This window comes from Aeromonas sp. PS2Canimalfood6 (assembly GCF_048276795.1).
GTDB lineage: Bacteria > Pseudomonadota > Gammaproteobacteria > Enterobacterales > Aeromonadaceae > Aeromonas > Aeromonas caviae.
Genome location: NZ_JBLUXC010000015.1, coordinates 33892 through 59997, shown reverse-complemented (window position 1 = coordinate 59997; position 26106 = coordinate 33892). Strand labels below are relative to the sequence as shown.

The 26106-nt window shown below is 64.3% G+C and carries 24 protein-coding genes and 1 pseudogene; 21 read left to right on the top strand and 4 right to left on the bottom strand.

Going from position 1 to position 26106, the window contains the following annotated elements; translation table 11 throughout:
• Positions 1–18: 18 nt before the first annotated feature.
• Complete coding sequence (locus tag ACNPAA_RS08880) at positions 19–654, top strand: murein L,D-transpeptidase catalytic domain family protein (protein ID WP_042016892.1); 636 nt, start codon at positions 19–21, stop codon at positions 652–654.
• A gap of 169 nt (positions 655–823) precedes the next feature.
• Here the strand turns inward: ACNPAA_RS08880 and ACNPAA_RS08875 are convergent, their stop codons facing one another.
• On the bottom strand, positions 824–1255 hold the full coding sequence (locus ACNPAA_RS08875; RefSeq protein ID WP_041212463.1) for a universal stress protein: 432 nt from the start codon (positions 1253–1255) through the stop codon (positions 824–826).
• 194 nt (positions 1256–1449) lie between these two features.
• Between ACNPAA_RS08875 and ACNPAA_RS08870 the strand changes: the two genes are divergently transcribed.
• Entirely contained in the window at positions 1450–2193 is a 744-nt protein-coding gene (locus ACNPAA_RS08870; protein WP_417891694.1) for a hypothetical protein, read from the top strand.
• Positions 2194–2235: 42 nt separating this feature from the next.
• On the opposite strand, the gene ACNPAA_RS08865 is transcribed toward ACNPAA_RS08870, so the two are convergent.
• Positions 2236–2739, bottom strand: a complete 504-nt coding sequence (locus tag ACNPAA_RS08865) for an RNA methyltransferase (RefSeq protein WP_102948433.1) — start codon at positions 2737–2739, stop codon at positions 2236–2238.
• A gap of 285 nt (positions 2740–3024) precedes the next feature.
• Between ACNPAA_RS08865 and ACNPAA_RS08860 the strand changes: the two genes are divergently transcribed.
• The 10 genes from ACNPAA_RS08860 to ACNPAA_RS08815 all read left to right on the top strand — a co-directional run bounded on the left by ACNPAA_RS08860 (position 3025) and on the right by ACNPAA_RS08815 (position 15820).
• Complete coding sequence (locus ACNPAA_RS08860; RefSeq protein ID WP_417891693.1) at positions 3025–5649, top strand: molybdopterin-dependent oxidoreductase; 2625 nt, start codon at positions 3025–3027, stop codon at positions 5647–5649.
• A 28-nt stretch (positions 5650–5677) separates the two neighbouring features.
• Positions 5678–6436 (top strand): uroporphyrinogen-III C-methyltransferase, encoded by a 759-nt coding sequence (gene cobA / locus ACNPAA_RS08855; protein ID WP_104452405.1) that lies wholly within the window; start codon positions 5678–5680, stop codon positions 6434–6436.
• Positions 6437–6561: 125 nt separating this feature from the next.
• Positions 6562–7146, top strand: coding sequence for an ANTAR domain-containing response regulator (locus ACNPAA_RS08850; RefSeq protein WP_010675452.1), 585 nt, complete (start codon positions 6562–6564; stop codon positions 7144–7146).
• A 344-nt stretch (positions 7147–7490) separates the two neighbouring features.
• On the top strand, positions 7491–8846 hold the full coding sequence (locus tag ACNPAA_RS08845; RefSeq protein WP_223920112.1) for a CmpA/NrtA family ABC transporter substrate-binding protein: 1356 nt from the start codon (positions 7491–7493) through the stop codon (positions 8844–8846).
• A 14-nt stretch (positions 8847–8860) separates the two neighbouring features.
• Complete coding sequence (locus tag ACNPAA_RS08840; protein ID WP_223920113.1) at positions 8861–9820, top strand: ABC transporter permease; 960 nt, start codon at positions 8861–8863, stop codon at positions 9818–9820.
• Between the two features lie 31 nt (positions 9821–9851).
• Positions 9852–10673 (top strand): ABC transporter ATP-binding protein, encoded by an 822-nt coding sequence (locus ACNPAA_RS08835; protein WP_010675449.1) that lies wholly within the window; start codon positions 9852–9854, stop codon positions 10671–10673.
• Positions 10674–10699: 26 nt separating this feature from the next.
• On the top strand, positions 10700–13282 hold the full coding sequence (nirB, locus tag ACNPAA_RS08830; RefSeq protein ID WP_417891692.1) for a nitrite reductase large subunit NirB: 2583 nt from the start codon (positions 10700–10702) through the stop codon (positions 13280–13282).
• Positions 13279–13683 (top strand): nitrite reductase small subunit NirD, encoded by a 405-nt coding sequence (gene nirD / locus ACNPAA_RS08825; RefSeq protein WP_234924941.1) that lies wholly within the window; start codon positions 13279–13281, stop codon positions 13681–13683. The genes nirB and nirD overlap by 4 nt, the downstream gene beginning before the upstream one ends.
• A gap of 143 nt (positions 13684–13826) precedes the next feature.
• A complete protein-coding gene (locus ACNPAA_RS08820; protein ID WP_042014421.1) occupies positions 13827–14918 on the top strand; it encodes a PfkB family carbohydrate kinase in 1092 nt (363 codons plus the stop codon).
• Positions 14912–15820 (top strand): pseudouridine-5'-phosphate glycosidase, encoded by a 909-nt coding sequence (locus ACNPAA_RS08815; RefSeq protein ID WP_171865677.1) that lies wholly within the window; start codon positions 14912–14914, stop codon positions 15818–15820. The genes ACNPAA_RS08820 and ACNPAA_RS08815 overlap by 7 nt, the downstream gene beginning before the upstream one ends.
• Positions 15821–16001: 181 nt before the next feature.
• Here ACNPAA_RS08815 and ACNPAA_RS08810 read toward each other — a convergent pair whose 3' ends face one another.
• Positions 16002–16727, bottom strand: a complete 726-nt coding sequence (locus tag ACNPAA_RS08810; protein WP_171865676.1) for a carbonic anhydrase — start codon at positions 16725–16727, stop codon at positions 16002–16004.
• A gap of 705 nt (positions 16728–17432) precedes the next feature.
• On the opposite strand from ACNPAA_RS08810, the gene ACNPAA_RS08805 reads away from it, so the two are divergent.
• Both ACNPAA_RS08805 and ACNPAA_RS08800 read left to right on the top strand, forming a co-directional pair.
• Positions 17433–18128 (top strand): DNA/RNA non-specific endonuclease, encoded by a 696-nt coding sequence (locus ACNPAA_RS08805; RefSeq protein ID WP_234924942.1) that lies wholly within the window; start codon positions 17433–17435, stop codon positions 18126–18128.
• Positions 18129–18335: 207 nt separating this feature from the next.
• A pseudogene (locus ACNPAA_RS08800) lies at positions 18336–18682 on the top strand (DUF2541 domain-containing protein).
• A gap of 31 nt (positions 18683–18713) precedes the next feature.
• Here ACNPAA_RS08800 and mog read toward each other — a convergent pair.
• A complete protein-coding gene (gene mog / locus ACNPAA_RS08795; protein ID WP_041212474.1) occupies positions 18714–19244 on the bottom strand; it encodes a molybdopterin adenylyltransferase in 531 nt (176 codons plus the stop codon).
• Positions 19245–19651: 407 nt separating this feature from the next.
• On the opposite strand from mog, the gene ACNPAA_RS08790 reads away from it, so the two are divergent.
• The 7 genes from ACNPAA_RS08790 (at position 19652) to proX (ending at position 26055) form a co-directional block, all read left to right on the top strand.
• Positions 19652–19990, top strand: a complete 339-nt coding sequence (locus tag ACNPAA_RS08790) for a DUF3135 domain-containing protein (RefSeq protein WP_010675440.1) — start codon at positions 19652–19654, stop codon at positions 19988–19990.
• 232 nt (positions 19991–20222) lie between these two features.
• Positions 20223–21020 carry a threonine/serine ThrE exporter family protein gene (locus ACNPAA_RS08785; RefSeq protein WP_042014428.1) on the top strand — a complete coding sequence of 266 codons (798 nt, stop codon included), beginning with the start codon at positions 20223–20225 and terminating at the stop codon, positions 21018–21020.
• Between the two features lie 240 nt (positions 21021–21260).
• On the top strand, positions 21261–21728 hold the full coding sequence (locus tag ACNPAA_RS08780; RefSeq protein ID WP_010675437.1) for a threonine/serine exporter family protein: 468 nt from the start codon (positions 21261–21263) through the stop codon (positions 21726–21728).
• 23 nt (positions 21729–21751) lie between these two features.
• The gene (gene folA / locus ACNPAA_RS08775; protein ID WP_039040330.1) at positions 21752–22243 is read left to right on the top strand and encodes a type 3 dihydrofolate reductase; all 492 of its coding nucleotides are present in this window, start codon (positions 21752–21754) and stop codon (positions 22241–22243) included.
• A 472-nt stretch (positions 22244–22715) separates the two neighbouring features.
• A complete protein-coding gene (gene proV / locus ACNPAA_RS08770; protein WP_010675435.1) occupies positions 22716–23912 on the top strand; it encodes a glycine betaine/L-proline ABC transporter ATP-binding protein ProV in 1197 nt (398 codons plus the stop codon).
• The gene (gene proW / locus ACNPAA_RS08765; RefSeq protein WP_111896460.1) at positions 23909–25057 is read left to right on the top strand and encodes a glycine betaine/L-proline ABC transporter permease ProW; all 1149 of its coding nucleotides are present in this window, start codon (positions 23909–23911) and stop codon (positions 25055–25057) included. Before proV ends, proW begins: the two co-directional genes overlap by 4 nt.
• Positions 25054–26055: a glycine betaine/L-proline ABC transporter substrate-binding protein ProX gene (gene proX, locus ACNPAA_RS08760; protein WP_417891691.1), complete on the top strand. Its 1002-nt coding sequence runs from the start codon at positions 25054–25056 to the stop codon at positions 26053–26055. Before proW ends, proX begins: the two co-directional genes overlap by 4 nt.
• Positions 26056–26106 lie beyond the last annotated feature (51 nt).

Here is a 26106-nt window from a genome sequence, read left to right as displayed (position 1 = left end):
AGGGGAGCAACTTCAAGGATGAAGGGACAGGATAGGAGTGCGTGGTGGGGCAGCCTCTGGCTGAGCCTGCCACTGCTGCTGGGGGCGCTCTGTTTTAGCGGCGCCAGCCACGCCAGCTGGGACCAGGATCTCTATCGTCAGCTCGGGCTGGCCGGCAAGCTCGACAGCCGCGTGTTTCGCAAGGCCCTGGACGGTTACCAGAGCGTGCGCCACAAGCGAAAACCCATTCTCACCATCATCGACTACAGCAAGCCCTCGACCATGCGCCGGCTGTTCGTCATCGACGTCAAGCGCCACAAGCTGCTCTACCACACCTGGGTCAGCCACGGCCGCAATTCGGGGGAGCTGGCCGCCCGCCAGTTCTCCAATCAGATGAATTCCCGGCAAAGTTCCCTGGGGGTCTACCGCACCGCCGAGACCTATCAGGGCAAGCACGGTTACTCCCTGCGTCTCGACGGCCTCAGTCCCGGCAAGAACAGCAATGCCCGCAAGCGCGCCATCGTGGTGCACGGGGCGGACTACGCCAGCCCCAGGCATCTGCAGAAGTTTGACAAGCTGGGGCGCAGCTGGGGATGCCCGGCCCTGCCAAGGGAGCAGTCCAGGGCCATTATCGACACCATCAAGGGAGGGAGCGTCATCTATGCCCATGGCTGAGAGCCTGCCCGCGAGCCTGCTGCGAGGGCGTCACCAGGACTGGTGGGCGGCGCTCTACCTTGCCGACGACCTCTCGTTATCCCTCGTGCACCGGTTCTGAGATGAGCATCCCATGGCAATGAACAGCAAAAAGGCCAGCATATGCTGGCCTTGGCGCATCAGGCGGGGATTATTTGCGGACCACCAGCACAGGGCAGGGAGCGTGGCGCACCACGGATTCCGCCACGCTGCCCACCAGCAGGTGGGTGATGCCGGAGCGGCCATGGCTGCCCATGACCACGAGATCCACCTTGTCTTCCTTCGCCTGGAGGACGATTTCATCGGCGGCGCGGCCAAAACGGACCTCGAACTTGGCCGGAATGGGCAGGCAGGCGACCAGTTCCTTGAGCTGACTCTTGGCCTGGCGTTCCATCTCGTGGGTGATCTCGATGGCCGTCATGTGCAGGATCTTGTAGCTGTCGAAGCCGTGCAGCTGATCCACCACGTGGACCAGTTTGAGCTCGGCCTGGTGGGTGTTGGCCATGAAGACGGCGTAGTCGAGTACCGCTCTGGACATCTCGGAGAAATCGACGGGGCAGAGCAGGGATTTGATGGTTGGCATGAGAATCTCCCCTCAAGTTGGGCTACTAATGAATCTTGTTTGCCATGATACGCTGTGGGGCGACAATAACCCTCGACCCGCTCGCAAAATGGGGAAAATGTCGGCCGGGACTCTGTTTTTCTATGCTATCTGTATGCCTGAACGGGCCGTCCGGCGGTGAGCATCTGCCGAGTGCCATATCACTGAGGATATTCATGGTTCGTCTTTTTCTGTTCTGTTGCCTGCTGATCACCTCGTTCGTGCGGGCAGACACCATACACGTCTATTGCGACGACTGGCCCGGCTTCTGTCACCGGGACGGCAAGGGGGTCTATCTGGATGTGGTTCGAGCCATCTATGAACCCCTGGGGCACGAGGTGAAGCTTCACATGGTGCCTTACAAACGGGCACTGGCGGTGGTGTCGCAAAAGGAGGGGGACATGGCGATGGGGGTCTATCGGGGAGAGGTGCCCGGGGTCCATCAGCCCGACTACCCCGACTCGGCGGACTACGTGAGCGTGGTGATGCAAAAGCGCTGGCTGCCGCACTGGGCAGGGGAGCACAGCCTCAAGGAGCAGGAGGTGCTCTGGCTGAGGGGGTGGGCCTTTGACAAGTTCATCCCGGAGCCGATGCGCTGGTTCGAGATAGACAGCCACGAGATGGCGCTGCAATTGCTGATCAAGGGGCGTTACCGCTACTACCTGACCGACGGCGCCCTCTACCCCGAAGGCTCCCTTCCCCCCGAGCTGGTACAGGTATTCCTGCGCTGGATCCCGACCTACCCCATCTTCGCCGATACCCCGAAGGGCAGGGAGTTGCACGGGCTCTGGGATCCCGGCATGCGTACCCTGAAAAGGCAGGGCAAGCTGGCGGAGATCTATCGGCAGAACAAGCTCTACGACTACTACCAGGACTTTCTCAGGGAGCAGGTGGTGCGGGCGAACAAGCCACAGCCCTAGCTGTCGGGCCTGATGCCGTCATCGGGCCCCTCTTGTCCTGCCTCAGCCTTTGGCTCTGAGCGTCTTGGCCAACCGGTCATAGAGGATGACGTTGACCGAGGCGGCCAGGTTCATGCAACCCTGAGTCGGCACATAGATGACCTCCTTCACCGCCGCGAAGCGGGCGGGTTCCAGGGTGCCATCCTCCGGGCCGAAGATGTAGAAGGCTCTCTCGGGGTGCACGTAATCCGGCAGGGGCGTGGCCCCCTCGATAAGATCCACCAGCACAGGGGTGCAGCCCTCGGGCACGAAGTCCAGCAGCTCCTCGACCCCGAGCAGGGGGATCTTCTCCACCATCTGCTTGGTGTCGGTGACAAAACGCCTCGCCAGCTCGAAGCGCTGCCCCGTGTAGTAGACTTCGTCCGCCCCGTAGCAGCCGGCGGCCCGCATCACGGCACCCACGTTCTCCGGGGATTTGGGATTGACCAGCCCGATGGCGCAATAGTCCCCTCTCTCCCGGGCATCTGCCCGGTGCTGCCAGGCAGCGCCTTCATCTGACACTTTCATCTCTCTCTCCTGTGTGGCGGCGCATTATACCCCCGGTGGGCCCCTTGCCCAGCGTGCGGGGCGGATTCCCGCAAGGCGGGCCCAACAAGGGGGCGGCTGCACCGTGGCGGCGCAGCCAGACACCCTGATGCGCAATGGCGGCGTCCCTTGCATCCTGGCGCGGGGTTTGCAGTCACTTCCCCATACAAGACGATGAGGCATCCGGACAAAGGCGTCCGTCCCCGCAGGGGGGCGGACGCTTTTTTTTATGGGCCCCTCGTCAGACACATGACAAGGAGCAAGGGAATGAAGACCACCTGTGCCTATTGCGGAGTGGGGTGCGGCATCCGGCTGAGCCGGGAGGGTGACAACTGGCAGTTGCAGGGGGATGAGCAGCATCCGGCCAACGGCGGCGCCCTGTGCGTCAAGGGGGCCAGCCTGCTGGAGAGCCTGGCCTTTCCCGACCGCCTGCTCTATCCGCGCTGGATGGGGCAGCGCATCGGCTGGGAGGAGGCCCTGGACACCCTGGCGGAGCGCTTTGCCGCCATCCTGGCCGAGTCCGGGCCGGATGCCATCGGCATCTATCTGTCGGGCCAGCTGACCACCGAGGATTACTACGTCGCCAACAAGCTGATGAAGGGGTATCTGGGCAGTGCCAACGTGGACACCAACTCCCGGCTCTGCATGTCGTCGGCGGTGGTGGCCCACCAGCGCGCCTTCGGGGAGGATCTGGTGCCCGCCTGTTACGAGGATCTGGAGCTCGCGGATCTGGTGGTGCTCACCGGTGCCAACACCGCTTGGACCCATCCCGTGCTGTTTCGCCGCCTGCAGCAGGCCAGGGCGCGGCGCCCCGAGCTCAGGCTGGTGGTGCTGGATCCCCGCCGCACCATGACGGCGGAGCAGGGGGATCTGCATCTGGCGCTCAAACCCGGCAGCGACGTGACGCTCTGGAACGGCCTGTGCCGCTACCTGCTCGATGTCGATGGCTGGGACAAGGCCTATGTGGCGCAGCACGTGAGCGGTTTCGAGGAACTTGCGGGCGCGCTGGACGATCCGGCCTGGCAGTTGGACGAGGTGGCCCGCAGCTGCGGCCTCTCCCGCAGCGATCTGCTCGGTTTCTACCAGATCTTTGCCCGTACCCCCAAGACCGTCACCCTGTTCTGCCAGGGGATCAACCAGTCCAACCAGGGGGTGGACAAGGCCAACGCCATCATCAACGCCCACCTGATGTGCGGTCGCATCGGCAAGCCGGGGGCGGCTCCCTTCTCCATGACGGGGCAACCCAACGCCATGGGAGGGCGTGAGGTGGGGGGGCTCGCGACCCAGCTCGCCGCCCACATGGGCTTTGGCGAGGCCGAGTGCGATCGGGTACAGCGCTTCTGGGGAAGCCCGACCATGGTGCGCGGGCCGGGGCACAAGGCGGTCGAGCTGTTCGAGGCGGTGCACCGGGGGGAGATCCGCGCGCTCTGGGTGCTCGGCACCAACCCGGCCGTCTCCCTGCCGGACGGCAACCGGGTGCGCGAGGCCCTGAGCCGCTGCGAGCTGCTGGTGGTCTCCGAAGTGACGGCCAACACCGACACGGCTCGCCTCGCCCACCTGCTGTTGCCTGCCGCCGCCTGGGGGGAGAAGAGCGGCACCGTCACCAACTCCGAGCGCACCATCAGCCGCCAGCGCGCCTTCCTGCCCCTGCCGGGGGAGGCCAGGCCAGACTGGTGGGCCCTGACCCGGCTCGCCCGTCGGCTCGGCTTTGGCGAGGGGTTCGCCTATGAGCACGAGCACGAGATCTTCTGCGAGCATGCCGCCCTCTCCGGGTTTGAGAACGACGGATCCCGCCAGTTCGACATCTCCGGGCTGGCGGGTCTCACCCGTGCCGAATTCGAGGCCCTTTCTCCCCTGCGCTGGCCCGTCAACGCCGACTGGCCCCGTGGGCGGGATCGCCTGTTCGAGGATGGGCGCTTCGCCACCCCGGATGGCCGGGCCCGCCTGCTGCCCCTGGCCCAGCGCTTCCCCGAGCAGTCAGAAACGCCCCCGCTTGCAGGGGCTGTCTCCCTGCTCCTCAACAGTGGCCGCCTGCGGGATCAGTGGCACACCATGACCCGCACCGGCCATGTGCCCCGGTTGCAGGAGGCCGAGCCCTGGCCCAGGGTGCGGATGGGGGCCGCCAGCCTGCTGGCGCTTGGCGTGAAGGAGGGGGATCTGGTGCGCCTTTGCAACGGGCTTGGGGAGGCGCTGCTGCTGGTGGGGCTGGATGAGGGGCTCAGGGAGGGGGAGGCCTTCCTGCCCATGCACTGGACCGACAGCCAGTGCAGCCAGGGAACGGTCAACCGCCTCATCGCCCCCGTGGTGGATCCCCTCTCGGGCCAGCCCATGTTCAAACAGGGGCGGGTGCAGGCCAGGGCGCAGCTCACCCGCTGGCAAGGGCTCTGGTGTGGCCGTGGTGAGTGGCGCGAGCCGGTGGACTGGTGGGCCAGGCGTCCCCTGCCCGAGGGGAACTGCACCCTGCTGGCCTCCTGGTCAGAGAGCACAGAGAGCCTGTGGCAACGGCTTGGGGCCGAGGGGCACTGGCTCAGGCTGCCCATGAAGGAGGGGTGGCTGGCCGTGGCTCTGGCCGGAGATCGTATCGAGGGGATCCTGCTGGTGGGGGCGCGGCGCCCGGACATCAAGGTCGACCTGCTGGCCAGTCTGCTCGGCACGCCGCTCCAGGCGGGGGCCCTGAGCCAGACCCTGAGCCAGGCCCTGGCCGGGGAGAGCCGGCTGGTCTGCTCCTGCCTGCGGGTCTCGGAGCAGCGCATCGTCGATGCCATCACCCGGCAGGGGGTGAGCGAGTTGGCGGGGCTGCAGGCCCTGCTCGGCTGTGGCAGCAACTGCGGCACCTGTCTGCCCGAAATCGACAAGCTGTTGATCAAACATGTTTTCCTGGCATCCGCTTAGTGCGGTGCCAGGACACAAGGAGCCTGAGATGAGCCAAATCAGTCTGGTGGGAGCGGGCCCCGGGCCCCTCGAATTGTTGACCCTGCGCGCCCTGCACCGTCTGGAGGCGGCAGAGGTCGTGGTCTATGACCGCCTGGTGGGGAGCGAGATCCTGGCCCGCATTCCCCACGGGGCGGCCCGCTTCGACGTGGGCAAGCGCTGCGGTGAGCCGAGCCCGACCCAGGAGGAGATCAACGCCCTGCTGCTGGCCCTGGCCCGCACGGGCAAGCGGGTAGTGCGTCTCAAGGGAGGGGATCCCCTGGTGTTCGGGCGCGGTGGCGAGGAGGCGCTGCACCTGGCCCGGCACGGCATCGAGGCCGAGCTGGTGCCGGGGATCACGGCGGCCCTGGGGTGCGCCGCCAGCAGCTTCATTCCCCTGACTCACAGGGGGCTGGCCCGCTCTCTGACCCTGGTGACGGGGCACCTGATGGACGAGCGCGACTATCAGGGCTGGCACGGGCTGACCCGGGCGGGCCACACCCTGGTGTTCTACATGGGGCTGGAGCGGGCGGCCCGCATTCGGGAAGGGATGTTGAGGGCGGGGGCCCCGGGCGCGCTGCCGGTGGCCCTGGTGGTGGCCGGCTGCAGCCCCCGCCAGCAGGTGCACGAGGCCACGCTCGATGGCCTGGAGCAAGCTGCCCGCGCCCTGCTGGGCCAGAGCCCGGTGCTGATCATCATGGGGGAGGTGGTGCGGCTGCGCGCCGAGCTGCAGGGGCTGCTGACGGAGGCCCTGGAACGGGTCGCCTGAGGGGCGATTGTCCCTCTACCCCCACTACCTCCTGATAGATAAAAAGGAGGTAGATTCAAAGAGTTGGCCTTCATGTTGCGGCATTTTCGCCAGACAGAACGCGATCGTCGCCGGTAAGGAGCGCCATGACTACTTTTTCCACCCGGGGCCAGGACGGCCCCGCTTCCCGGCTGTTGATCCACGCCGATGACCCGGGCCAGGCGAACCGCCTGGCCCTGCTGGTCAGTCACTACGGCCATCAGCCCGGGATCCTCGATACCCGCCAGTTGCTGACGCCGACGCAGAGGGGGGATGCCCTGCTCGTCAGTTGCCGCCAGTTCAGCGCCGAGGTACGCCTTGGCCTCTCCCTTTGGCCCGACATGCCGCGCCTCTTGTTCTGCGAGCGGCTGGGGGGCGATACCCAGCTCGCCCTGTTGCAGCAGGGGGTGTTGCTGGTGCCCCACCCTTGCGGCGAGCGTGAGCCGGTGGAGCAGTGGCTGCGTCTGGCCCGCAGTCAGCTCGCCATGGTGCAGGCCCTGATGCAGACCGAGAGCGAGCTGCGCCAGAAGCTGGAGGATAGGCGGCTCATCGAGCAGGCCAAGGGACGCCTGATGCGCCATCAGGGGCTGGACGAGGACGAGGCCTATCGCCTGATGCGCAGCACCGCCATGAGCCGTCACCTGAGCCTGGGGGAGCTGGCGCGGCAACTGCTGCAGGCTTTGCCCGCCTGAGCGCCCCCGTGGCCAACCGTTTTGGTGCAACTGCGCCTAATTGAGGCAAATTTGAGGGAGGATCAGGGCACCACAGACCGCAAAGGGCCGCCTGATGCAACCTGGACGAGCTGGCACGGAAAGTGAATAACAAAAACACGATAGCAATGAAGTAACGATGCGCAGTGAGGGGCCGGTCAGGTCACTCACCCGCAACAGGGCAAAGAAGCCCCGCCGATCCCGGATCGGCGGGGCTTTTTTTTGGTCGCGACGCACCTTGGGTCGCAGTGCTGCAACGAGGTGGCACTGCGATTCCAGGCAGCCTGGCGCCATGGCCCTGACCCGGAACCGAGGGAGGAGATGCAATGAACGGACGACAAGGATGTGCGGGGCTGCTGCTGGCGGCGCTGTCGCTGCCGGTGCTGGCACTGGGAGCCCCGGAGCAGGAGGAGCTCAGGCTCGGCTTCATCAAGCTGACCGACATGGCGCCGCTGGCGGTGGCCTACGAGCGGGGCTATTTCGAGGATGAGGGACTCTACGTCACCCTCGAAGCCCAGGCGAACTGGAAGATCCTGCTGGATCGGGTGATAGACGGCGAGCTGGACGGTGCCCAGATGCTGGCGGGCCAGCCCCTGGCGGCCCACATCGGCATCGGCACCCAGGCCGAGCTGGTGACGGCGTTTGCCATGGATCTCAACGGCAACGCCATCACGGTGGCCAACAGCGTCTGGGCCGCCATGGTGCCCCAGTTGCCCAGGCCGCAGGCGGGCCAGGTGCCGCCCCCGGTGAGCGCCGCCGCCCTCAAGCCCGTGGTGGCGAACTATCGTCAGGAGGGCAAGCCCTTCAACATGGGGATGGTCTTCCCCGTCTCCCCACACAACTACGAGCTGAGGTACTGGCTGGCGGCAGGCGGCCTGCACCCCGGTTTCTATGCGCCCAAGCTTGGGGACAACTCGGGCCAGCGCCAGGCGGACGTGCTGCTGTCGGTGACACCGTCCCCCCAGATGCCCGCCACCCTGGAGGCGGGCACCATCGCCGGCTACAGCGTGGGGGAGCCCTGGAACCAGCAGGCGGTCGCCAGGGGCATAGGGGTGCCCGTCATCACGGATAACGAGATCTGGCGCAACAACCCGGAGAAGGTGTTCGGCGTCACCCGGCAGTGGGCCGAGCGTCACCCCAACACCCATGTGCGGCTGGTGAAGGCGCTGCTGCGGGCGGCCTGGTGGCTGGATGCAGACGACAACGGCAACCGGCGCGCGGCGGCCAAGCTGCTGGCCAAACCCGAGTACGTGGGGGCGGACGAGCAGGTGATCGCCAGCTCCATGACCGGCACCTTCGAGTACGCCAGGGGAGACAAGCGCCAGGTGCCGGATTTCAACGTCTTCTTCCGCCACCACGCCACCTATCCCTACTACTCCGACGCCATCTGGTATCTGACCCAGATGCGGCGCTGGGGCCAGATCCCCGAGGCCAGGCCGGACGCCTGGTTCGAGCAGGTGGCCAAGGCCGTCTATCAACCGGATGTCTATCGCCAGGCCGCCGAGGCCCTCATCGCCGAGGGCAAGCTCAAGGCCAGTGACTTCCCCGACTTTGCCAGCGAGCAGGGCTATCGCGGCCCCCAGGATGGCTTCATCGACGGCCTCATCTATGACGGCCGCCACCCCAACGCCTACCTGCAACAGTTCGCCATCGGCCTCAAGGGCGATGAGCGGGTGCAATGAGCAAGGAGATCCCGATGAAACGACACACATGGCCCCTCATCCATTTAAAAGCCATCAACTGGAAAATCATGGTGCAGCCCCTGCTCGGCGTGCTGCTCTTCCTCGGCCTCTGGCAGTGGGGGGCGAGCCAGGTGCAGACCAGTCTGGGCACCCTGCCGGGGCCGCTCGCCACCGCCAGCCAGCTCTGGTCCCTCGGGCAGGATCACCTGGCGGAGCGGGAGAAGGCGGCGGCCTTCCTCGAACGCCAGCAGGTGCGCAATGCGGCAAGGCTGGCGGCGGATCCGGCGGCCGAGGTGAAGCTGCGTCCCTACACAGGGCGCCCCACCTTCTTCGATCAGATAGCCACCAGCCTGCTCACCGTGCTGTGCGGCTTCGCGCTGGCGACCCTGATCGCCATCCCGTGCGGGGTGTTGCTTGGCATGAACCAGGGGCTCTATCGCGCAGCCAACCCGGTGATCCAGCTGCTCAAGCCGGTGTCGCCGCTGGCCTGGCTGCCCCTCATCACGCTAGTGGTGAGCGCTCTGTATGCAAATCCCGCCCCCTGGCTTGCCAAGTCCTTCCTCACCTCGGCCCTGACGGTGACCCTCTGCTCCCTCTGGCCGACCCTGATCAACACGGCGGTGGGGGTGGCGGGGCTGGATGGGGATCTGCACAACGTCAGCCGGGTGCTGCGTCTCTCCTTTGTGACCCATGTGCGCCGCATCGTGCTGCCCGGCGCCCTGCCCATGATCTTCACCGGGCTGCGGCTCTCCCTGGGGGTGGCCTGGATGGTGCTGATCGCGGCGGAGATGCTGGCCCAGAACCCGGGGCTCGGCAAGTTCGTGTGGGACGAGTTCCAGAGCGGCGGCTCTGCGTCTCTGGCCCGCATCATGGTGGCGGTGATCACCATAGGTCTCATCGGCTGCGCCCTGGACAGGGGCATGCTGGCCCTGCAGCAGTGGTTGTCCTGGGACAAGCGCCAGGTGCTGCGTTAATCACATTTCTATTCAGGCAGGAGAAGAGCCAATGAAGAGTTATCTGGAGATAAGCGACGTCGGCATCTCGTTCGAGACGGAGCAGGGCAGCTTCGAGGCCTTGAGCCGGGTCAACCTGCGCATCGAGAAGGGGGAGTTCGTCTCCCTCATCGGTCACTCGGGCTGCGGCAAGAGCACCGTCCTCAACCTGGTGGCCGGGCTGCTGGAGCCGACCCTGGGGGGCATCATTCTCGATGGTCGCGAGGTGGCGGGCCCGGGGCCCGAGCGGGCCATGGTGTTCCAGAACCACGCCCTGCTGCCCTGGCTCAGCGTCCAGCAGAACGTGGCGCTGGCGGTGGCCCAGGTGGAGTCTGACAAGCGGGCGGTGGCGGAGCGGGTGGACTACTACCTCTCCCTGGTGCAGATGGATCACGCCAGCCAGAAGATGCCCCACGAGCTGTCGGGGGGGATGAAGCAGCGGGTCGGCATCGCCCGCGCCCTCTCGCTCTCCCCCAAGGTGCTGCTGATGGACGAGCCGTTCGGCGCCCTCGATGCCCTGACCCGGGCCCATCTGCAGGATGCCCTGATGGCGATCCAGGCGGAGCTTGGCAACACCGTCATCATGATCACCCACGACGTGGACGAGGCGGTGCTGCTCTCCGATCGCATCGTCATGATGACCAATGGCCCCAGCGCCACGGTCGGTGAGATCCTGACCGTCGACCTGCCAAGGCCCAGAGACAGGGTCGCCCTGGCGGACGATCCCCACTACCACAAGCTGCGCCAGCAGGTGCTGCGCTTCCTCTACGAGAAGCAACGCAAGGTGACCCCCCTCAAGGCAGCCGGGCAGGTGCGCAGCAAGCTGCGCGCCTGAGCCCGCCGGATTCAAGGAAGAGAGACATGACAGACAAAGAGCAACAGTGGGTGGCAGAGGACGGCATGGACCTGCTCGGTCGCCAGAACAGTGGTTCCGCCGACACGGCCGACAAGCAACGGCTGCTGGTGGTGGGCAACGGCATGGTGGGTCACCACTTCGTCGAGCAGCTGGTGGCGGCGGGCGGCCTCGAGCGGTTCGACGTGACGGTGTTTGGCGCCGAGCCTGACGCCGCCTACGACAGGGTGCACCTCTCCGAGGTATTCGGCGGCAAGGCGCCCCAGGCCCTGCGCATGGCGGATCCTGCCTGGTATGAGGAGAGCGGCATTGCGCTGCGGCTGGGGGCCGAGGTGGAGGTGCTCGACCGGGCCACCCGCACCCTGACGCTGGCCAACGGCGAGCAGTTCCCTTACGACCGTCTGGTGCTGGCGACCGGCTCGGTCCCCTTCGTGCCCCCCATCCCCGGTCATCAGCGGGAGGGCTGCTTCGTCTATCGCACCCTGGGAGATCTCGCCGCCATCCGCGATGCCTGCGCCCAGGCCCGCAGCGGCGTGGTCATCGGTGGCGGCCTGCTGGGGCTGGAGGCGGCCAACGCCCTGCGCCTGCTCGGGCTCAAGACCCAGGTGGTGGAGTTCGCCCCTAGGCTGATGCCGGTGCAGCTCGACGAGAGCGGCGGCGCCGTGCTGCGGGACAAGATCCAGGCCCTCGGGGTCGAGGTGCTGGTGGAGAAGGCCACCGAGTGCATCGAGCAGGGGGAGCAGGCCCGTCATCGCCTGCGTTTCAAGGACGGTTCCCACATTGAGACCGACGTGCTGCTGTTCTCCGCCGGTATTCGACCCGCCGACGCCCTGGCCCGGCAATCCGGGCTGGAGGTCGGGGAGCGCGGCGGCATCTGCATCGACGATGGCTGCCACAGTTCGGATCCCGCCATCCTCGCCATCGGCGAGTGCGCGCTCTGGCAGGGCCGCATCTTCGGCCTGGTGGCTCCCGGCTACCAGATGGCCCGGGCCGCCGTGGCCAGTCTGTGCGGCGGCGAGACCCGCTTTATCGGGGCCGACATGTCCACCAAGCTCAAGCTGATGGGGGTGGACGTGGGCTCCATCGGCGATGCCCACGCCAGTACCGCCGGCGCCCAGGAGTTGCTGCTGCTGGACAGGGTCAACGGCATCTACAAGAAGCTGGTGACCGACGGCGAGGGCAACCGCCTGCTCGGCGCCATCCTGGTGGGGGACGGGGCCGATTACGAGCGGCTGCTGCAATACTACCAGAACGGGGTGGCGCTGCCCCAGCCGCCGCTCTCCCTGCTGGTGGGGGAGGTCGGGGCCGCCCCCGCGCCCCTGGTGCTGCCGGACAGCGCCATCCTCTGCTCCTGCCACAACGTCAGCAAGGGGGACGTGGTGGCCGCCGTTCGGGCGGGCAATCACGAGCTCTCGGCGGTGAAGAGCTGCACCAAGGCCGGCACCGGCTGCGGCGGTTGCAGCAACCTGCTCAAGCAGGTGGTGGATCAGACCCTGGCGGACCTTGGCGTCGAGGCGGACAAGGGGTTGTGCGAGCACTTCGCCTACGGCCGTCAAGAGCTCTATCACCTGGCCCGGGTGGGCGAGCTGAAGAGCTTCGAGGCGCTGCGGGACAAGCACGGCCAGGGGCTGGGGTGCGACATCTGCAAGCCGACGGTGGCCTCCATCCTGGCGTCCCTCTGGAACGAGCACGTGCTGGAGAAGCCCCACCGCGCGTTGCAGGATACCAACGACGCCTTCCTTGCGAACCTGCAAAAGGACGGCACCTATTCGGTGGTGCCGCGCATCCCGGGGGGGGAGATCACCCCGGAGGGGCTCATCACCATCGGCGAGGTGGCGCGCAAGTACGGCCTCTACACCAAGATCACCGGCGGCCAGCGCATCGATCTCTTCGGCGCCCGGGTCGACCAGCTGCCCGCCATCTGGGGCGAGCTGGTGGCGGCGGGCTTCGAGACGGGTCAGGCCTACGGCAAGTCGGTGCGCACCGTGAAGTCCTGTGTGGGCTCCACCTGGTGTCGCTACGGGGTGCAGGACTCCATGACCCTGACCCAGACCCTGGAGCACCGCTACAAGGGGCTGCGGGCACCACACAAGCTGAAGTTTGCGGTCTCCGGCTGCACCCGGGAGTGCGCCGAGGCCCAGAGCAAGGACATCGGCGTCATCGCCACCGAGCGGGGCTGGAACCTCTATGTGTGTGGCAACGGCGGCATGCGGCCGCGCCACGCCGACCTCTTTGCCACGGATCTCGACGAGCAGACCCTGATCCGCTACATCGACCGGCTGCTGATGTTCTACGTGCGCACCGGGGACCGGCTGCAACGCACCTCGGTCTGGATGGAGAACATGGAAGGGGGGCTCGACTACCTAAAGTCGGTGATCATCGAGGACAGGCTCGGCATCGGTGCCGAGCTGGAGGCCATGATGGAGGGGATAGTCGGCACCTGGCAGTGCGAGTGGAAGAGCACATTGGCGGATCCGGACAAGCTCAAGTTGTTCGAGGCCTTCGTCAACCGGCCCGAGGACGAGACGCCGCCGCGCCGTGAGGAGCGGGGGCAATGGGTGCCGGATATCGCTATCAAGGAAGTGGTATGAGCGGGGGCAACGGGTTGCACACCCGCCATCAGTATCAAGGAGGTGGTATGGAGGATGACAAGGACGATGCACAGTTCTGCGGGCAGTGGCACCGGGTGTGCGAGCTGGCGGCGCTGCCGGAGCAGGCCGGGCGCAGCGCCTGGCTGGAGGGGCGAGTGCTGGCGCTGTTTCGCCTCGGGGAGCATGTCTATGCCCTGGACGGGGTGGACCCCCTGGCCGGCGTCGCGGTGCTGGGGCGTGGCCTGGTGGGGGATGCCGGGGGCGAACCCGTGGTCGCCTCGCCGCTGTACAAGCAGCGCTACGCCCTGATGGACGGTCGCTGTCTGGACGATCCTGCCCTGAGCGTCGCCTGCTGGCCGGTGCGGCTGGAGGGGAGCGAGGTCTGGGTACAGCTGGGGTGAGTGGCCCATCTGAAACCATGTTGTGATCGCCGGGCACTGCCCGGTGATTTTTTGTGCGCGACCCGACATTTCTTGTACGAGAGGATGGCGGGAAAACGTTTTTCGGAAATAATGGACAAACGTTTGCAACTGGATGTTTGTCTATGACGGAACGTGAGCAAGAGATCCTCGCCCTGCTGCGCCAGGATCCCATGATTGCCCAGCAGGAGCTGGCGGACAGGCTCGGCATCAGCCGCTCGGCGCTGGCGAGCCACATCTCCAGCCTGATGCGCCAGGGCTATGTGCAGGGGCGCGGCTACGTGCTGCGCGAAGGCCCTTACGCCGTGGTGATCGGCGGCGCCAACATGGATATCTGTGGCTGCAGCCACGACAACCTGCGCATCGGCGACTCCAACCCGGGCCGGGTACGCACCTCCGCCGGCGGGGTAGGGCGCAACATCGCCGAGAACCTGGCGCGCCTTGGCACCGACACCCGGCTACTGACCGCGGTGGGCAACGATCAGTACGGCCATCATCTTCTGGAGGTGAGCCAGCGCGCCGGGGTCGATGTGCGCCAGGTGCTGGTACTGGAGGGTCAGTCGACCTCCTGCTACCTCAGCCTGCACGATGGCAGCGGCGAGATGAGCTGCGCCGTCAACGACATGGGGATCATCGAGCAGCTCACCCCGGCCCGGCTCACCCCCCTGAGCGGTTTTCTCGGAGCGGCCCGGCTCTGGGTGCTCGACACCAACCTCGCCACCCACACCCTTGACTGGCTGTTCGAGCGCCAGGGGGAGCACATCATCTTCGTGGACACCGTGTCGGTGGCCAAGGTGGAGAAGATCCGCCCCTGGCTGCACCGCATCCACACCCTCAAACCCAATCGCACCGAGGCGGAGCAGCTGTGCGGCTTCACCATCGGGGGGCCCGACACCTGGCCCATGGCGGCGGCCTGGTTCCATCGCGCCGGGGTGCAGCGGCTCTTCCTGAGCCTCGGCGATCAGGGGATCTTCTATAGCGACGGGGCCTGCCAGGGCCATCTGCCCGTGCTCGGCAGCCCGGTCGTCAACGTGACCGGCGGCGGCGATGCCTTCATGGCAGGGCTGGCCCACGCCTGGTTGCAGGAGCAGGGCATCATGGAGACCACCCGGTTCGCCCTCGGTTGCGCCGCCCTCACCGTCAATTGTTCCGATACCGTCTTTTCCGGCCTATCCAAGGCCGCCGTTGAACGCATGCTGGAGGAGTACCCATGTTGAACGCTTACCTCGATATCCAACCTGAAGTTGCCGCCGCGCTGGCCGCCGGCAAGCCGGTGGTGGCCCTGGAGTCCACCATCATCTCCCACGGCATGCCCTATCCGCAGAACGTGGAGACGGCGCGCCAGGTCGAGCAGGTGGTGCGTGACAACGGCGCCGTGCCGGCCACCATCGCCATCATCGATGGCCGCCTCAAGGTGGGTCTGGATGCGGGGGCGCTGGAGGCGCTGGGCCGGGCCGGTCATGCCGCCACCAAGTGCAGCCGCCGCGACATTCCCTTCGTGCTGGCCAACAAGGGGTTGGGGGCGACCACGGTAGCCTCCACCATGATCATCGCCGCCATGGCCGGGATCCGGGTGTTCGCCACCGGCGGCATCGGCGGCGTGCACCGCGGTGCCCAGGAGACCTTCGACATCTCCGCTGACCTGCAGGAATTTGCCCAGACCCCGGTGGCCGTGGTCTGCGCCGGTGCCAAGTCGATCCTCGACATCGGCTTGACCCTGGAGTACCTGGAGACCCAGGGGGTGCCGGTGATCGGCTACCAGACCGAGGAGCTGCCCGCCTTCTACACCCGGGAGAGCGGCTTCAAGGTGGATTACCGCCTGGAGAGCCCGGCGGCGATCGCGCAGGCGCTGCGTCTGAAGTGGGAGCTGGGGCTGGCGGGGGGCGCCGTGGTGGCCAACCCGATCCCGACCCAGTTTGCCATGCCCAAGGCCGACATCGACGCCGCCATTGCCCAGGCACTGCGAGAGGCGGACGAGCAGGGGGTGAAGGGCAAGGCGTCCACCCCCTTCCTGCTGGCTCGGGTGTGCGAGCTGACCGGTGGCAACTCCCTAGCGGCGAATATCCAGCTGGTGCTGAACAACGCCGCGCTGGGGGCGCGCATCGCTGCCAGCCTGTGATCGGTTGTCCGAGTGTGCGAGCTGACCGGTGGCAACTCCCTGGCAGTTAATGTGCAGCGGGTGCTGAACAGCACTGCCCTGGGGGCAAAGATTGCCGCCAGCCTGTAAACACCTTTGCGAAAGATGCAAAAGAGGGCCAGCAGGCCCTCTTTTTATTGCGCGAATCGGTGAGATAACCCCCTTATTCCAGCACCAGTCGCCCGTTGAGAGGTTGGACGGGGCGGTTGTTGGGGTGGTGCATCACCGCCTTGAAGGCATCGATCTGGGCCTGGCTGGCCTGGACCGGCTCCTTCATCACCAGCCAGCGCACTCCTTCCGAGCAGGGTGGGGTGGTCAGGGACCCGCTGAAGCGGTAGTAGTCGTGCTGGGCGGGCAGCAGTTGCTCTGCCGAGATGGGTTCCTTGAAGGCATGGATCTCCCCCGCCTTGGCTGGCAACACCTGCCAGGCCTGGCTCAGGGCCCCATTGGCCTGGCCCGGCTCGAACACCACGGCGACCACCGCCAGCTCCCCCTTGTCATTGGCATGGACCAGGTGACCCTCCAGGGGGTAGGACCTGCCTTCGATGAGGTTTTCGCTGGGGGCGTGGAAGTGGAACTGCTTGAGCTCGAAGTGCATGCCGTCGAGCTCAAGGGTGCTGCCGGGGACATAGTTGACCTGCACCGTGTGGCCGTTGTTGACCAGCGTCTTGCCACCCGCCTGATAGTGGAACTGCAGGGGGGCCAGATCGGCCTTCACCAGACCCGAGAGGTTGACCGGCGACTGGTTGCTGCCGGCACACTGGCCATATTCCGGGGTCAGGCTGGCCCATTTCGCCGGGCCGGCCTCGCCGCTGTATTCCCAGTGTGTGGTGGCGGCAAAGGCGGCAGGGCAGAGCAGCAGGGCGCCAGCCAGCAGGGACTTTTTCATCATGCATCCTTATCCTGATTGAAAAGCACGGCCATTCCTGGCCTTCCGGCAGGAAGGCCTCATCAATGGCATCGTTGGAAACGCAGGGTACACGGTGCCAGACCGGATTAATTGTTATGAAAGGTCTGTCGTCATCGTTATTTGAAGCGTGGCATGAGGCGGCGCCATGATGTATTCCGGCAACGGGGCACGCTTATTCATGAAGGAGAAATCCTGCGGGCATTTTCGCAATGAACGGCCCCCTTTCATGGCGCCCCAAATAGATGACGGGCTGATTCTAGAGGGCTTTTCATGGCTCCGTTTGATCTCGAGCAAACAAGCGCGGACTAATTATCGGGCTTGAGGATCCCTTATTTCGTTGGGATTTTTTCGATATTCCCTGACCCGGCCAGGGGCGTGCGTGGCGGGAGCCGGGCGCTGTGCTGACAGAGTACCTCGGTGTTGACCCCTTATCCCTCTGATCGTGCTGGAGAAATTCCCCCCTCAGCACAGTGACGGCGGGATGACAATCCCCCGGTTGGCGGCGCCTTGTTTGCGGTTTTGCCGTCCTCTTCACATTTCCGGATTGCTCGCTATTTGTGCGATTGCCTTACTCATCCGACCTGGTGTCAAATCACTCCGCCTAACACAAGGAGTGGCATAATAATGAATAATGTCAATAAATTAGTTCTGGCTATCTGATTCACTCTCACCACTTTCCCGAGCCTGGCGGCGGGATTCCAGTGCGGGGAGCACGTCACCCAGGGGGTACCCGGTCAATCCAGTCAGCTGTTGTGCCGGGAGGGCTATGCCGCCGGGTACAACTACGACACCAAGGTCTCTGACTGGGTCTCTTACCGGATGACGGCCGCCAGCGCCCAGGGCCAGGTGCCGCGCAAGGATGCCTTCGCCGAGGACAAGGAGGTGCCGGTGCAGTTTCGCGCCACCCTGTCGGACTACAAGGGCTCGGGCTATGACCGCGGCCACCAGGCGCCGGCGGCGGACATGCGCTCCACCGCCAACACCATGAAGCAGAGCTTCCTGCTCACCAACATGACCCCGCAACTGCCGGCGCTCAACCAGGGGGCCTGGCGCATCCTGGAGGAGAAGACCCGGCAGTGGGCCATCACATACAAGAGCGTGCAGGTGATCACCGGCCCCATCTTCACCCACTCCGATGGCGCCATCGGCAACGGCGTGACCGTGCCCCACGCCTACTACCGGGTGGTGATGGATCTGGCGGGCAAGCGGGCCATCGCCTTCATCCTGCCGCAAGAGAACGTCTCGGCCAGTCGGCTGGCGGACTATGTGGTGACGGTGGATGAGGTGGAGGAGCAGACCGGACTCGACTTCTTCACCGAGCTGCCGGATGAGCAGGAAGAGGCCATGGAGTCGCGGCTGTCGGCCATGTGGGGCAGTTAGCGCGTCCGGCAGGGGTAACGGGGGCCCAGGCCCCCGTTACCCACACGGCCTCCGGCCATTGTCATGGCCCCTGGTACAGGGCCAGTACAGCTTGGGTCTGGCATCGGGCCCTTATCATGACTCCTTTTTTCAGGAGGCATCATGTCAGCGCTGTTTTCCCTTTACTCCTTGTCCACTCTTGCCCGCGCGTTGCGCATCTGCGTACCCATGGCGTTGCTGGGGGCTGCTGTTCCCCCCGCCATGGCCGACGAGGATATCCGCTTGGGGCAGACCATTCTGCTCGGGGTCGGCGATCATCCCGCCATCATTCCCATGCTCGCCTGCCGGCCGACCAAATCCATCATGGTCAAGGCAGGACGGGAATTGACCCTGGAGCGGGTCAAGGTGTTTTATGGCAACGATCGCAGCAAGACCCTCTATTTCGACAAGGATCTGAAAGAGGATCAGGAGTCGGGGTGGCAATCCCTCGGCAGCCGGCTCTGCATCAAGCGGATCGAGGTGTACGGCAATTCGGAAGGGGCAAGGCCGGGGTCAAGGTATACGGGCGCAAATGAGCAAAGGGCGGGGGAAATCCCCGCCCAGTGCTTATTTCTTCGGGCGAAACGGTTTGATGATGGCCTCGTCGCACTCGAGATAGGGCCCTTCCATCAGGTCGATGCAGTAGGGAATGGCGGGGAAGACCGCATCCAGGCACTCGCGGATCGATTTGGGCTTGCCCGGCAGGTTGACGATGAGCGAGCTGCCGCGCAGGCCGGCGGTCTGGCGCGACAGGATGGCGGTCGGCACGAACTTGAGGGACTCGGCCCGCATCAGCTCGCCAAAGCCCGGCATCATGCGATCGCACACCGCCTCGGTGGCCTCCGGGGTCACATCCCGCCTGGCCGGCCCGGTGCCCCCCGTGGTAACGACAAGGCAGCACTGCTCATCGTCCACCAGCCGAACCAGGGTCGCCTCAATCTGATCCTGCTCGTCGGGGATCACCTGATAGACGGGCTCCCATTCCGAGGTCAGGTAGGCGTTCAGGGTGTCGATGATGGCCTTGCCGGAGAGATCTTCGTAGATGCCTGCACTGGCGCGATCGCTGACGGTGACGATACCGATTCTTGCCTTGCTCATGGTCTGCCCTTGGTTGCCGCAATAAAGTGGTAAATAAAATAACATAATCAGTGAGATATGTTAAACCGCAGGATGAGGCAAGGGGAGGGCGTCGAGCCAGGGAGAGAGTCGAATGAAAAACAATTTTGAGAAAAGTCCGTTAATAAGGCATAAGGCCGAGAAAAATGACGCTGAAATTTTATAAAAAAACTGACGCAGGCCGGATTCGGTTAATTTCATGAATCATAAGGAATAAATGATTTTTTCCGCCAACAATGCGCAATCCGTGCCAAAAACCGGACTCCTGTGGCTCGGCGGTGAATGGCCCAAAATCGCCACCATCCTATATAACCTTCCCTAGGGACAGTGAAATAGTGATGTGCCCGGCGTCGTTCCATTCCATGGGCGAGGTCCGGCCAGGAGGGTATATGGAGCTGCCTGATTTCGATACCCTGAAGTACTGGGCGCTGGCCGAGCCGGAGCGACTCGACGCGCTGCTGCACCAGCAGATAGAGACCCTGATCGCCCAGGTGGGGCCAGAGCGGCAACGTCGGTTGCGAGGTCTGCAATTTCGCATCGACTGCCAGCGCCGCCTGGCAAGAAACAACCTCGACAGCTGCATCCGGATAGCCAACATGATGCATGACTCCGTCTACGCCATGCGCCAGCACATTCTGGATCTGCAGAACGAATCTTGTCAGGAAATGGCAGAGCCCCCGCTGCCGGATAATGTGATAGCGTTTTCCAGTTATCTGAAACGGAAATAATTCACGGCCCTGTTCAAGATATAAAAAAACAGGGTATTTATTAATTTGTTTCACCCCTTCTAAAACAAGTTGTTAAGCAAGTTGGGTGAATTGTTTTTTATTTGCTGCAAATATTCCCCGGGCGGCTGAATAATAGTGACCAGTGCACGCAGTCCGATAGAGATGGATGAAGGTGTATTTATTTTGGGGTAATATCCAGACACATTTCATCTTGCTATGACTCAAAGGGATCATGAGAAGCATCACACCAGGAAGGGTGCTGTCGCGAGAGCAGCAGACGGAGATCACCCGGATCATCGTCAAGGCGGGCCAGATGCTGGCCCAGTTTGGGGCGGAGAGCCGCATCATCGAGCAGACCACGGTCCGCCTGGGCATGGCGCTCGGGCTGGAGAGCGTCGAGATGGCCATCTCTTCCAGCGCCATCGTCCTCACCAGCCTCTACCAGGGCAGTTGCGTCACCACCACCCGCCGGGTGCGGGAGCACGGCATCAACATGCAGGTGGTGTGCGAGATCCAGCGCATCTGCATCATGACGGAAAAGTCGCTTATCGGCGCGCGCGAGGTCCGTCAGCGCCTCGAGGCCATCACGCCGTTCCATTATCACCCCTGGCTGGTGGTGCCCATGGTGGGGCTCTCCTGCGGTGCCTTCAGCCTGCTGTTTGGCGGTGACTGGCCCATCTTCCTGGTGACCTGCTGCTCGGCCTCGGTCGCCATGCGGGTGCGCCAGCTCATTGCCCGCCATCACCACAGCCCCCTCATCAACTTTGCCGCCACCGGGTTTATCGCCACCCTGCTCGCCTCCAGCGCCACCTTCTTCGGCTGGGGCGAACAACCCTATCTCGCCATGGCCGCCAGCGTGTTGCTGCTGGTGCCGGGGTTCCCGCTCATCAATGCGGTCTCCGACATGGTGAAGGGTTACTTCAACATGGGGCTGGCCCGCTGGGGCACGGCGACACTGCTGACCATCAGTGCAGCCATAGGGATCATTCTCGCCATGTCGGTGACCGGTATCTGGGGGTGGAAAGTATGAAGATCTTTGACGTTGTATCGACCCTGTTGATCGGGGCAAACCGGCTATCCATCAGCGCGCGGAACCATATCGGGATCATGCTCGCCATGTCGGTGACCGGTATCTGGGGGTGGAAAGTATGAAGATCTTTGACGTTGTATCGACCCTGTTGATCGGGGCAAACCGGCTATCCATCAGCGCGCGGAACCATATCGGGATCATGCGCGCCATGTCGGTGACCGGTATCTGGGGGTGGAAGGTATGATGGAACTGCTCTGGCTGCTGGCCAAGGATGCCTTCTGGTCGGCCATTCCGGCGGTGGGCTTTGCCATGCTGTTCAACGTGCCGCCACGGATGCTCAAATATTGCGCCATGGGGGGCGCGCTGGCCCACAGCCTGCGTACCCTGCTCATCCACTACGGCATGCCCATCGAGTGGGCCACCCTGGCAGCGGCGACCACGGTCGGTTTTGTCTGTGTCTACTGGTCGCGCCGCCTGCTGGCACCGCGCCCGGTGTTCAGCGTCGCCTCCATCATCCCCATGATCCCGGGCAGCTATGCGTTCAAGACCATGATCGCCATCGTGGAGCTCAATATCTCCGGGGTGACCATGGAGCTGCTTCAGAGCGCGGTGGAGAACGGCCTCAAGGCGCTGTTTATCGTGGGGGCCCTGAGTTTCGGTTTGGCGATCCCCTCTCTGGTCGTGTACCGTAACCGCCCCATTATCTGACGACGGTGCGAGAGGTTGACCCCATGATGATTTCCATGATTGCCGCCATGGCCCAGGATAGGGTGATCGGCCTGGACAACCAGATGCCCTGGCACCTGCCGGCGGATCTGGCCCACTTCAAGCGGGTCACCCTGGGCAAGCCGGTGCTGATGGGGCGCAAGACCTTTGAATCCATCGGACGACCGCTGCCCGGGCGCCGCAACCTGGTGATCAGCCGCAACCCCGACTACCGGGCCGACGGCGTGGAGGTTATCGACTCGGTGGAGGCCGCACTGGCCCTGCTGGCGGATAGTGACGTCGCGGAGCTGATGGTGATCGGGGGCGGTCATCTCTACGGCCAGCTGCTGCCACGGGCCGACAGGCTCTATCTGACCCGCATCGATCTGGCGGTGGAGGGGGATACCCGTTTCCCGGCCTTCGACGAGGGCGACTGGTCGTGCATCGAGCGCGAGTTACATCAGCCTGACGAGAAGAATCCCCATCCCTACTGTTTCGAGACCTGGCAGCGGCGCTGAGCCCTCTGATGCCATGAAGAGCCCCTTGCGACAGCAGGGGGCTTTTTTGTGCCCTGTTGCTGCAAAGAGAAGGGGGCTGAACCGGCATGGTTGAAGGTGCCTGAAGCAATACCGGGATGCGTGACATCAAAATAGTTAGTTATGTAATGAATTGGCCATTCATTGCTCCGATGGGCGCAGTCATCCCCTTCCTCTCTTTTTGCCTGCTGCTAACGCCTTTTAATCATTAATGAAATGTGCTGAAAGTGCATCGATACTGTGGTAGCCCTGTCTGTTATAGGCGTTTTTATCGTGATTTAATGGATTTTTATGAATAAAAATAACTAATAAAAATCAATGGCTTAAATTTAATCTTTCCTGCTCAGCTTCAATTGGTTCTTTTGTTTGGGTGTGAAATTGCTTAGTGTTAAAAGTAATTGGCTCACGTTCGACGGTTTGCCAGGCAAGGCGTCGGCCAAGAAAAAAGGACAATATGACAGTCAAACTCGAGGTCAAATCCCTCTACAAAATCTTCGGCGATCAGCCGGATAAAGCGTTCAAATTGCTGGCGAAAGGGCATGATCGCGCCAGTATCCTGAAAAAGACCGGACAGACCCTGGGGGTCCAGGATGTCAATCTGGCCATCAACGAAGGGGAGATCTTCGTGGTGATGGGCCTCTCCGGTTCGGGCAAGTCCACCCTGGTGCGTCTCTTCAACCGGCTGATCGAGCCGACCCGCGGCCAGGTGCTGATCGATGGCGAGGACATCGCCGCCATCTCGGAGCGCGAGCTGCGCCGGGTGCGCCGCAAGAAGATCAGCATGGTATTCCAGTCCTTCGCCCTGATGCCGCACCTGAGTGTGCTGGAAAATACCGCCTTCGGGCTGGAGCTGGCCGGTGTACCGCTGGCGGAGCGCCAGCAGAGCGCCCGTCAGGCGCTCCATCAGGTGGGGCTGGGGCAGTGGATAGAGGCTTATCCGGATGCCCTCTCCGGCGGCATGAAGCAGCGGGTCGGGCTGGCCCGGGCCCTTGCCAATGACCCCGACATCCTGCTGATGGACGAAGCTTTCTCCGCGCTGGATCCCCTGATCCGCACCGAGATGCAGGATGAGCTGCTCAAGCTGCAGGCCAGCCAGCAGCGCACCATCGTCTTCATCTCTCACGATCTGGACGAGGCGATGCGCATCGGCGATCGCATCGCCATCATGCAGGATGGCCAGCTGGTGCAAGTGGGCACCCCGGACGAGATCCTGAACCAGCCCGCCAACGACTATGTGCGCGCCTTCTTTCGCGGGGTGGATCTGGCCCATGTGTTCAGCGCCCGCGACGTGGCCAGCCGCAAGCAGGTGCCCCTCATCAAGAAACACACCACCGACGGGCCGGGCAACGCCCTGCGCCAGCTCAAGGAGCTTGAGCGGGAGTTCGGCTACGTGGTGGATCGCAGCCGCCGCTTCCTCGGGGTCGTCTCGGTGGAGTCGCTCGGTCAGGCGGTCAGGGCCAAAGGCAGCCTGGAGCAGGCGTTGCTGGCGGACATCCAGCCCATCCTGGCGGACACCGCCCTCAATGAACTGATCAGCCAGGTGGCGGCCGCCCCCTGTCAGGTGCCCGTGGTCGAGGAGGATGGCACTTACCTCGGCCTCATCTCCAAGGCCAATCTGCTCAACACCCTGGACAGGAGTACTCCGGCATGAAGCTGATGAATCCCCATTTGTTGCTGAGCGGGCTGCTGGCCCTGGTGCTGCTGGCGAGCCCTTCCCTGCGGGCCGATGAGGTGGCGGCAGATCCCTGGAGCGCGCCTGCGTCCACCGAGGTGTCCGATCCCTGGGGTAGTACCGACACCCAGGCCACCGACTGGCAGAACCAGATCGAAGCCGCCGACACCACAACCGCCATCGACTGGCTGGATCCTTTCCAGCAGGCGCTGGTGCCGCTGGATACCTGGGTGGAAGGGGGCATCGGCTGGCTGGTGGAGAACCTGCGGCCGCTGTTCCAGCTGATCCGCGCACCGGTGGAGCTGACCCTGAACGCCATGACCCATCTGCTGCAGACGGTGCCCTCCACCCTGATGATGGGGCTCCTGGCCATGCTTGCCTGGCAACTGGTGAACGGCCGCATGGCGCTCGGTACGCTCGCGTCTCTTGTGGGGATCGGGCTCATCGGGGCCTGGTCCGATGCCATGGTGACCCTGTCCCTGGTGCTGACCTCGCTGTTCTTCTGCGTGCTGCTGGGGTTGCCCACCGGCATCCTGCTGGCCCGCAGCGAGCGGCTCTCCACCTGGACCCGGCCGCTGCTGGATGCCATGCAGACCACCCCGGCGTTCGTCTACCTCATCCCCATCGTGATGCTGTTTGGCATCGGCAACGTGCCCGGGGTGGTGGTGACCGTCATCTTCGCCCTGCCGCCCATGATCCGGCTCACCATGCTGGGTATTCGCCAGGTGCCCACGGATCTGGTGGAGGCGGCCCACTCGTTCGGTGCCAGCCCCTCCCAGTTGCTGTTCAAGGTACAGCTGCCGCTCGCCATGCCCACCATCATGGCCGGGGTCAACCAGACCCTGATGCTGGCGCTCTCCATGGTGGTGATCGCCTCCATGATCGCGGTGGGAGGCCTCGGCCAGATGGTGCTGCGCGGCATCGGCCGGCTCGACATGGGGCTCGCCTCCATCGGCGGCCTCGGCATCGTGCTGCTGGCCATCGTGCTCGACCGCCTCACCCAGGCGATGGGGCAACCGGATCGCACCCGTACCGGCCGCTGGTATCAGCATGGGCCCGCCGCCCTGCTGCTGCGCCTGGCCGGCCGTGACAAGAAAATCGATTACAAAGGAGTAAACGCATGAGACAGACCACCAAAGGATTGACCCTGGGCACATTGCTGCTGAGTGCCCAACTGCTGAGCCCGCTCGCCATGGCCAGCGCCGAGTTGCCGGGGGAGGGGGTTCGCGTTCAGCCCTTGCAGAGCTCCTTGCCGGAAGAGGCCTTCCAGAGCCTGCTGGTGAGCAAGCTGATGGCGCGTCTGGGTTACGATGTCCAGCCCGCCCAGGAGGTGGACTACAACGTGGCTTATGCCTCGGTGGCCCAGGGAGACGGTACCTTCCTCGCGTTCAACTGGGTGCCGCTGCAGGACAACAAGTACGAGCAGGCGGGGGGCGACAAGGTGTTCTTCCGTGAGGGCACCTATGTGGCCGGTGCCGCCCAGGGGTACCTCATCGACAAGAAGACCGCGACCCAATACGGCATCACCAACCTGGGCCAGCTCAAGGATCCCGAGGTGGCGGCGCTGTTTGACGGGGATGGCGACGGCAAGGCCGACCTCATTGGTTGCAACCCCGGCTGGGGCTGCGAGGGGGCGATCAACCATCACCTCGACGCCTTTGGTCTGACCCCCACGGTGGCCCACAAGCAGGGCAACTACGCGGCGCTGATCGCCGATACCCTGGCTCGCTACCAGGCCGGCAAGCCGGTGCTCTATTACACCTGGACCCCCTACTGGCTCAGCAGCGAACTGGTGCCGGGGCGGGATGTGGTGTGGCTGGAAGTCCCCGCCGATGCCAAGGATGCGGCCAAGACCCGGCTGCCGAACGGCAAGAACTACGGCTTTGCGGTGAACACCATGCACATCGTTGCCAACAAGCGGTTTGCCGAGGCCAATCCAGCCGCCGCCAAGCTCTTCTCCATCGTCAAGCTGCCGCTCAATGACATCAACGTGCAGAACGGCCTGATGAACAAGGGGCAGAACAAGCCGGCGGACGTGGAACGTCATGCCGACGCCTGGCTCAAGGGCCACGAGGTACTGGTGAACGACTGGCTGAATCAGGCGCGCGCCGCCGCCATGTAATGAGGGGTACGTCGCCCTTTTGCGCAAAGAAAAACGCCCGGCAGTTGCCGG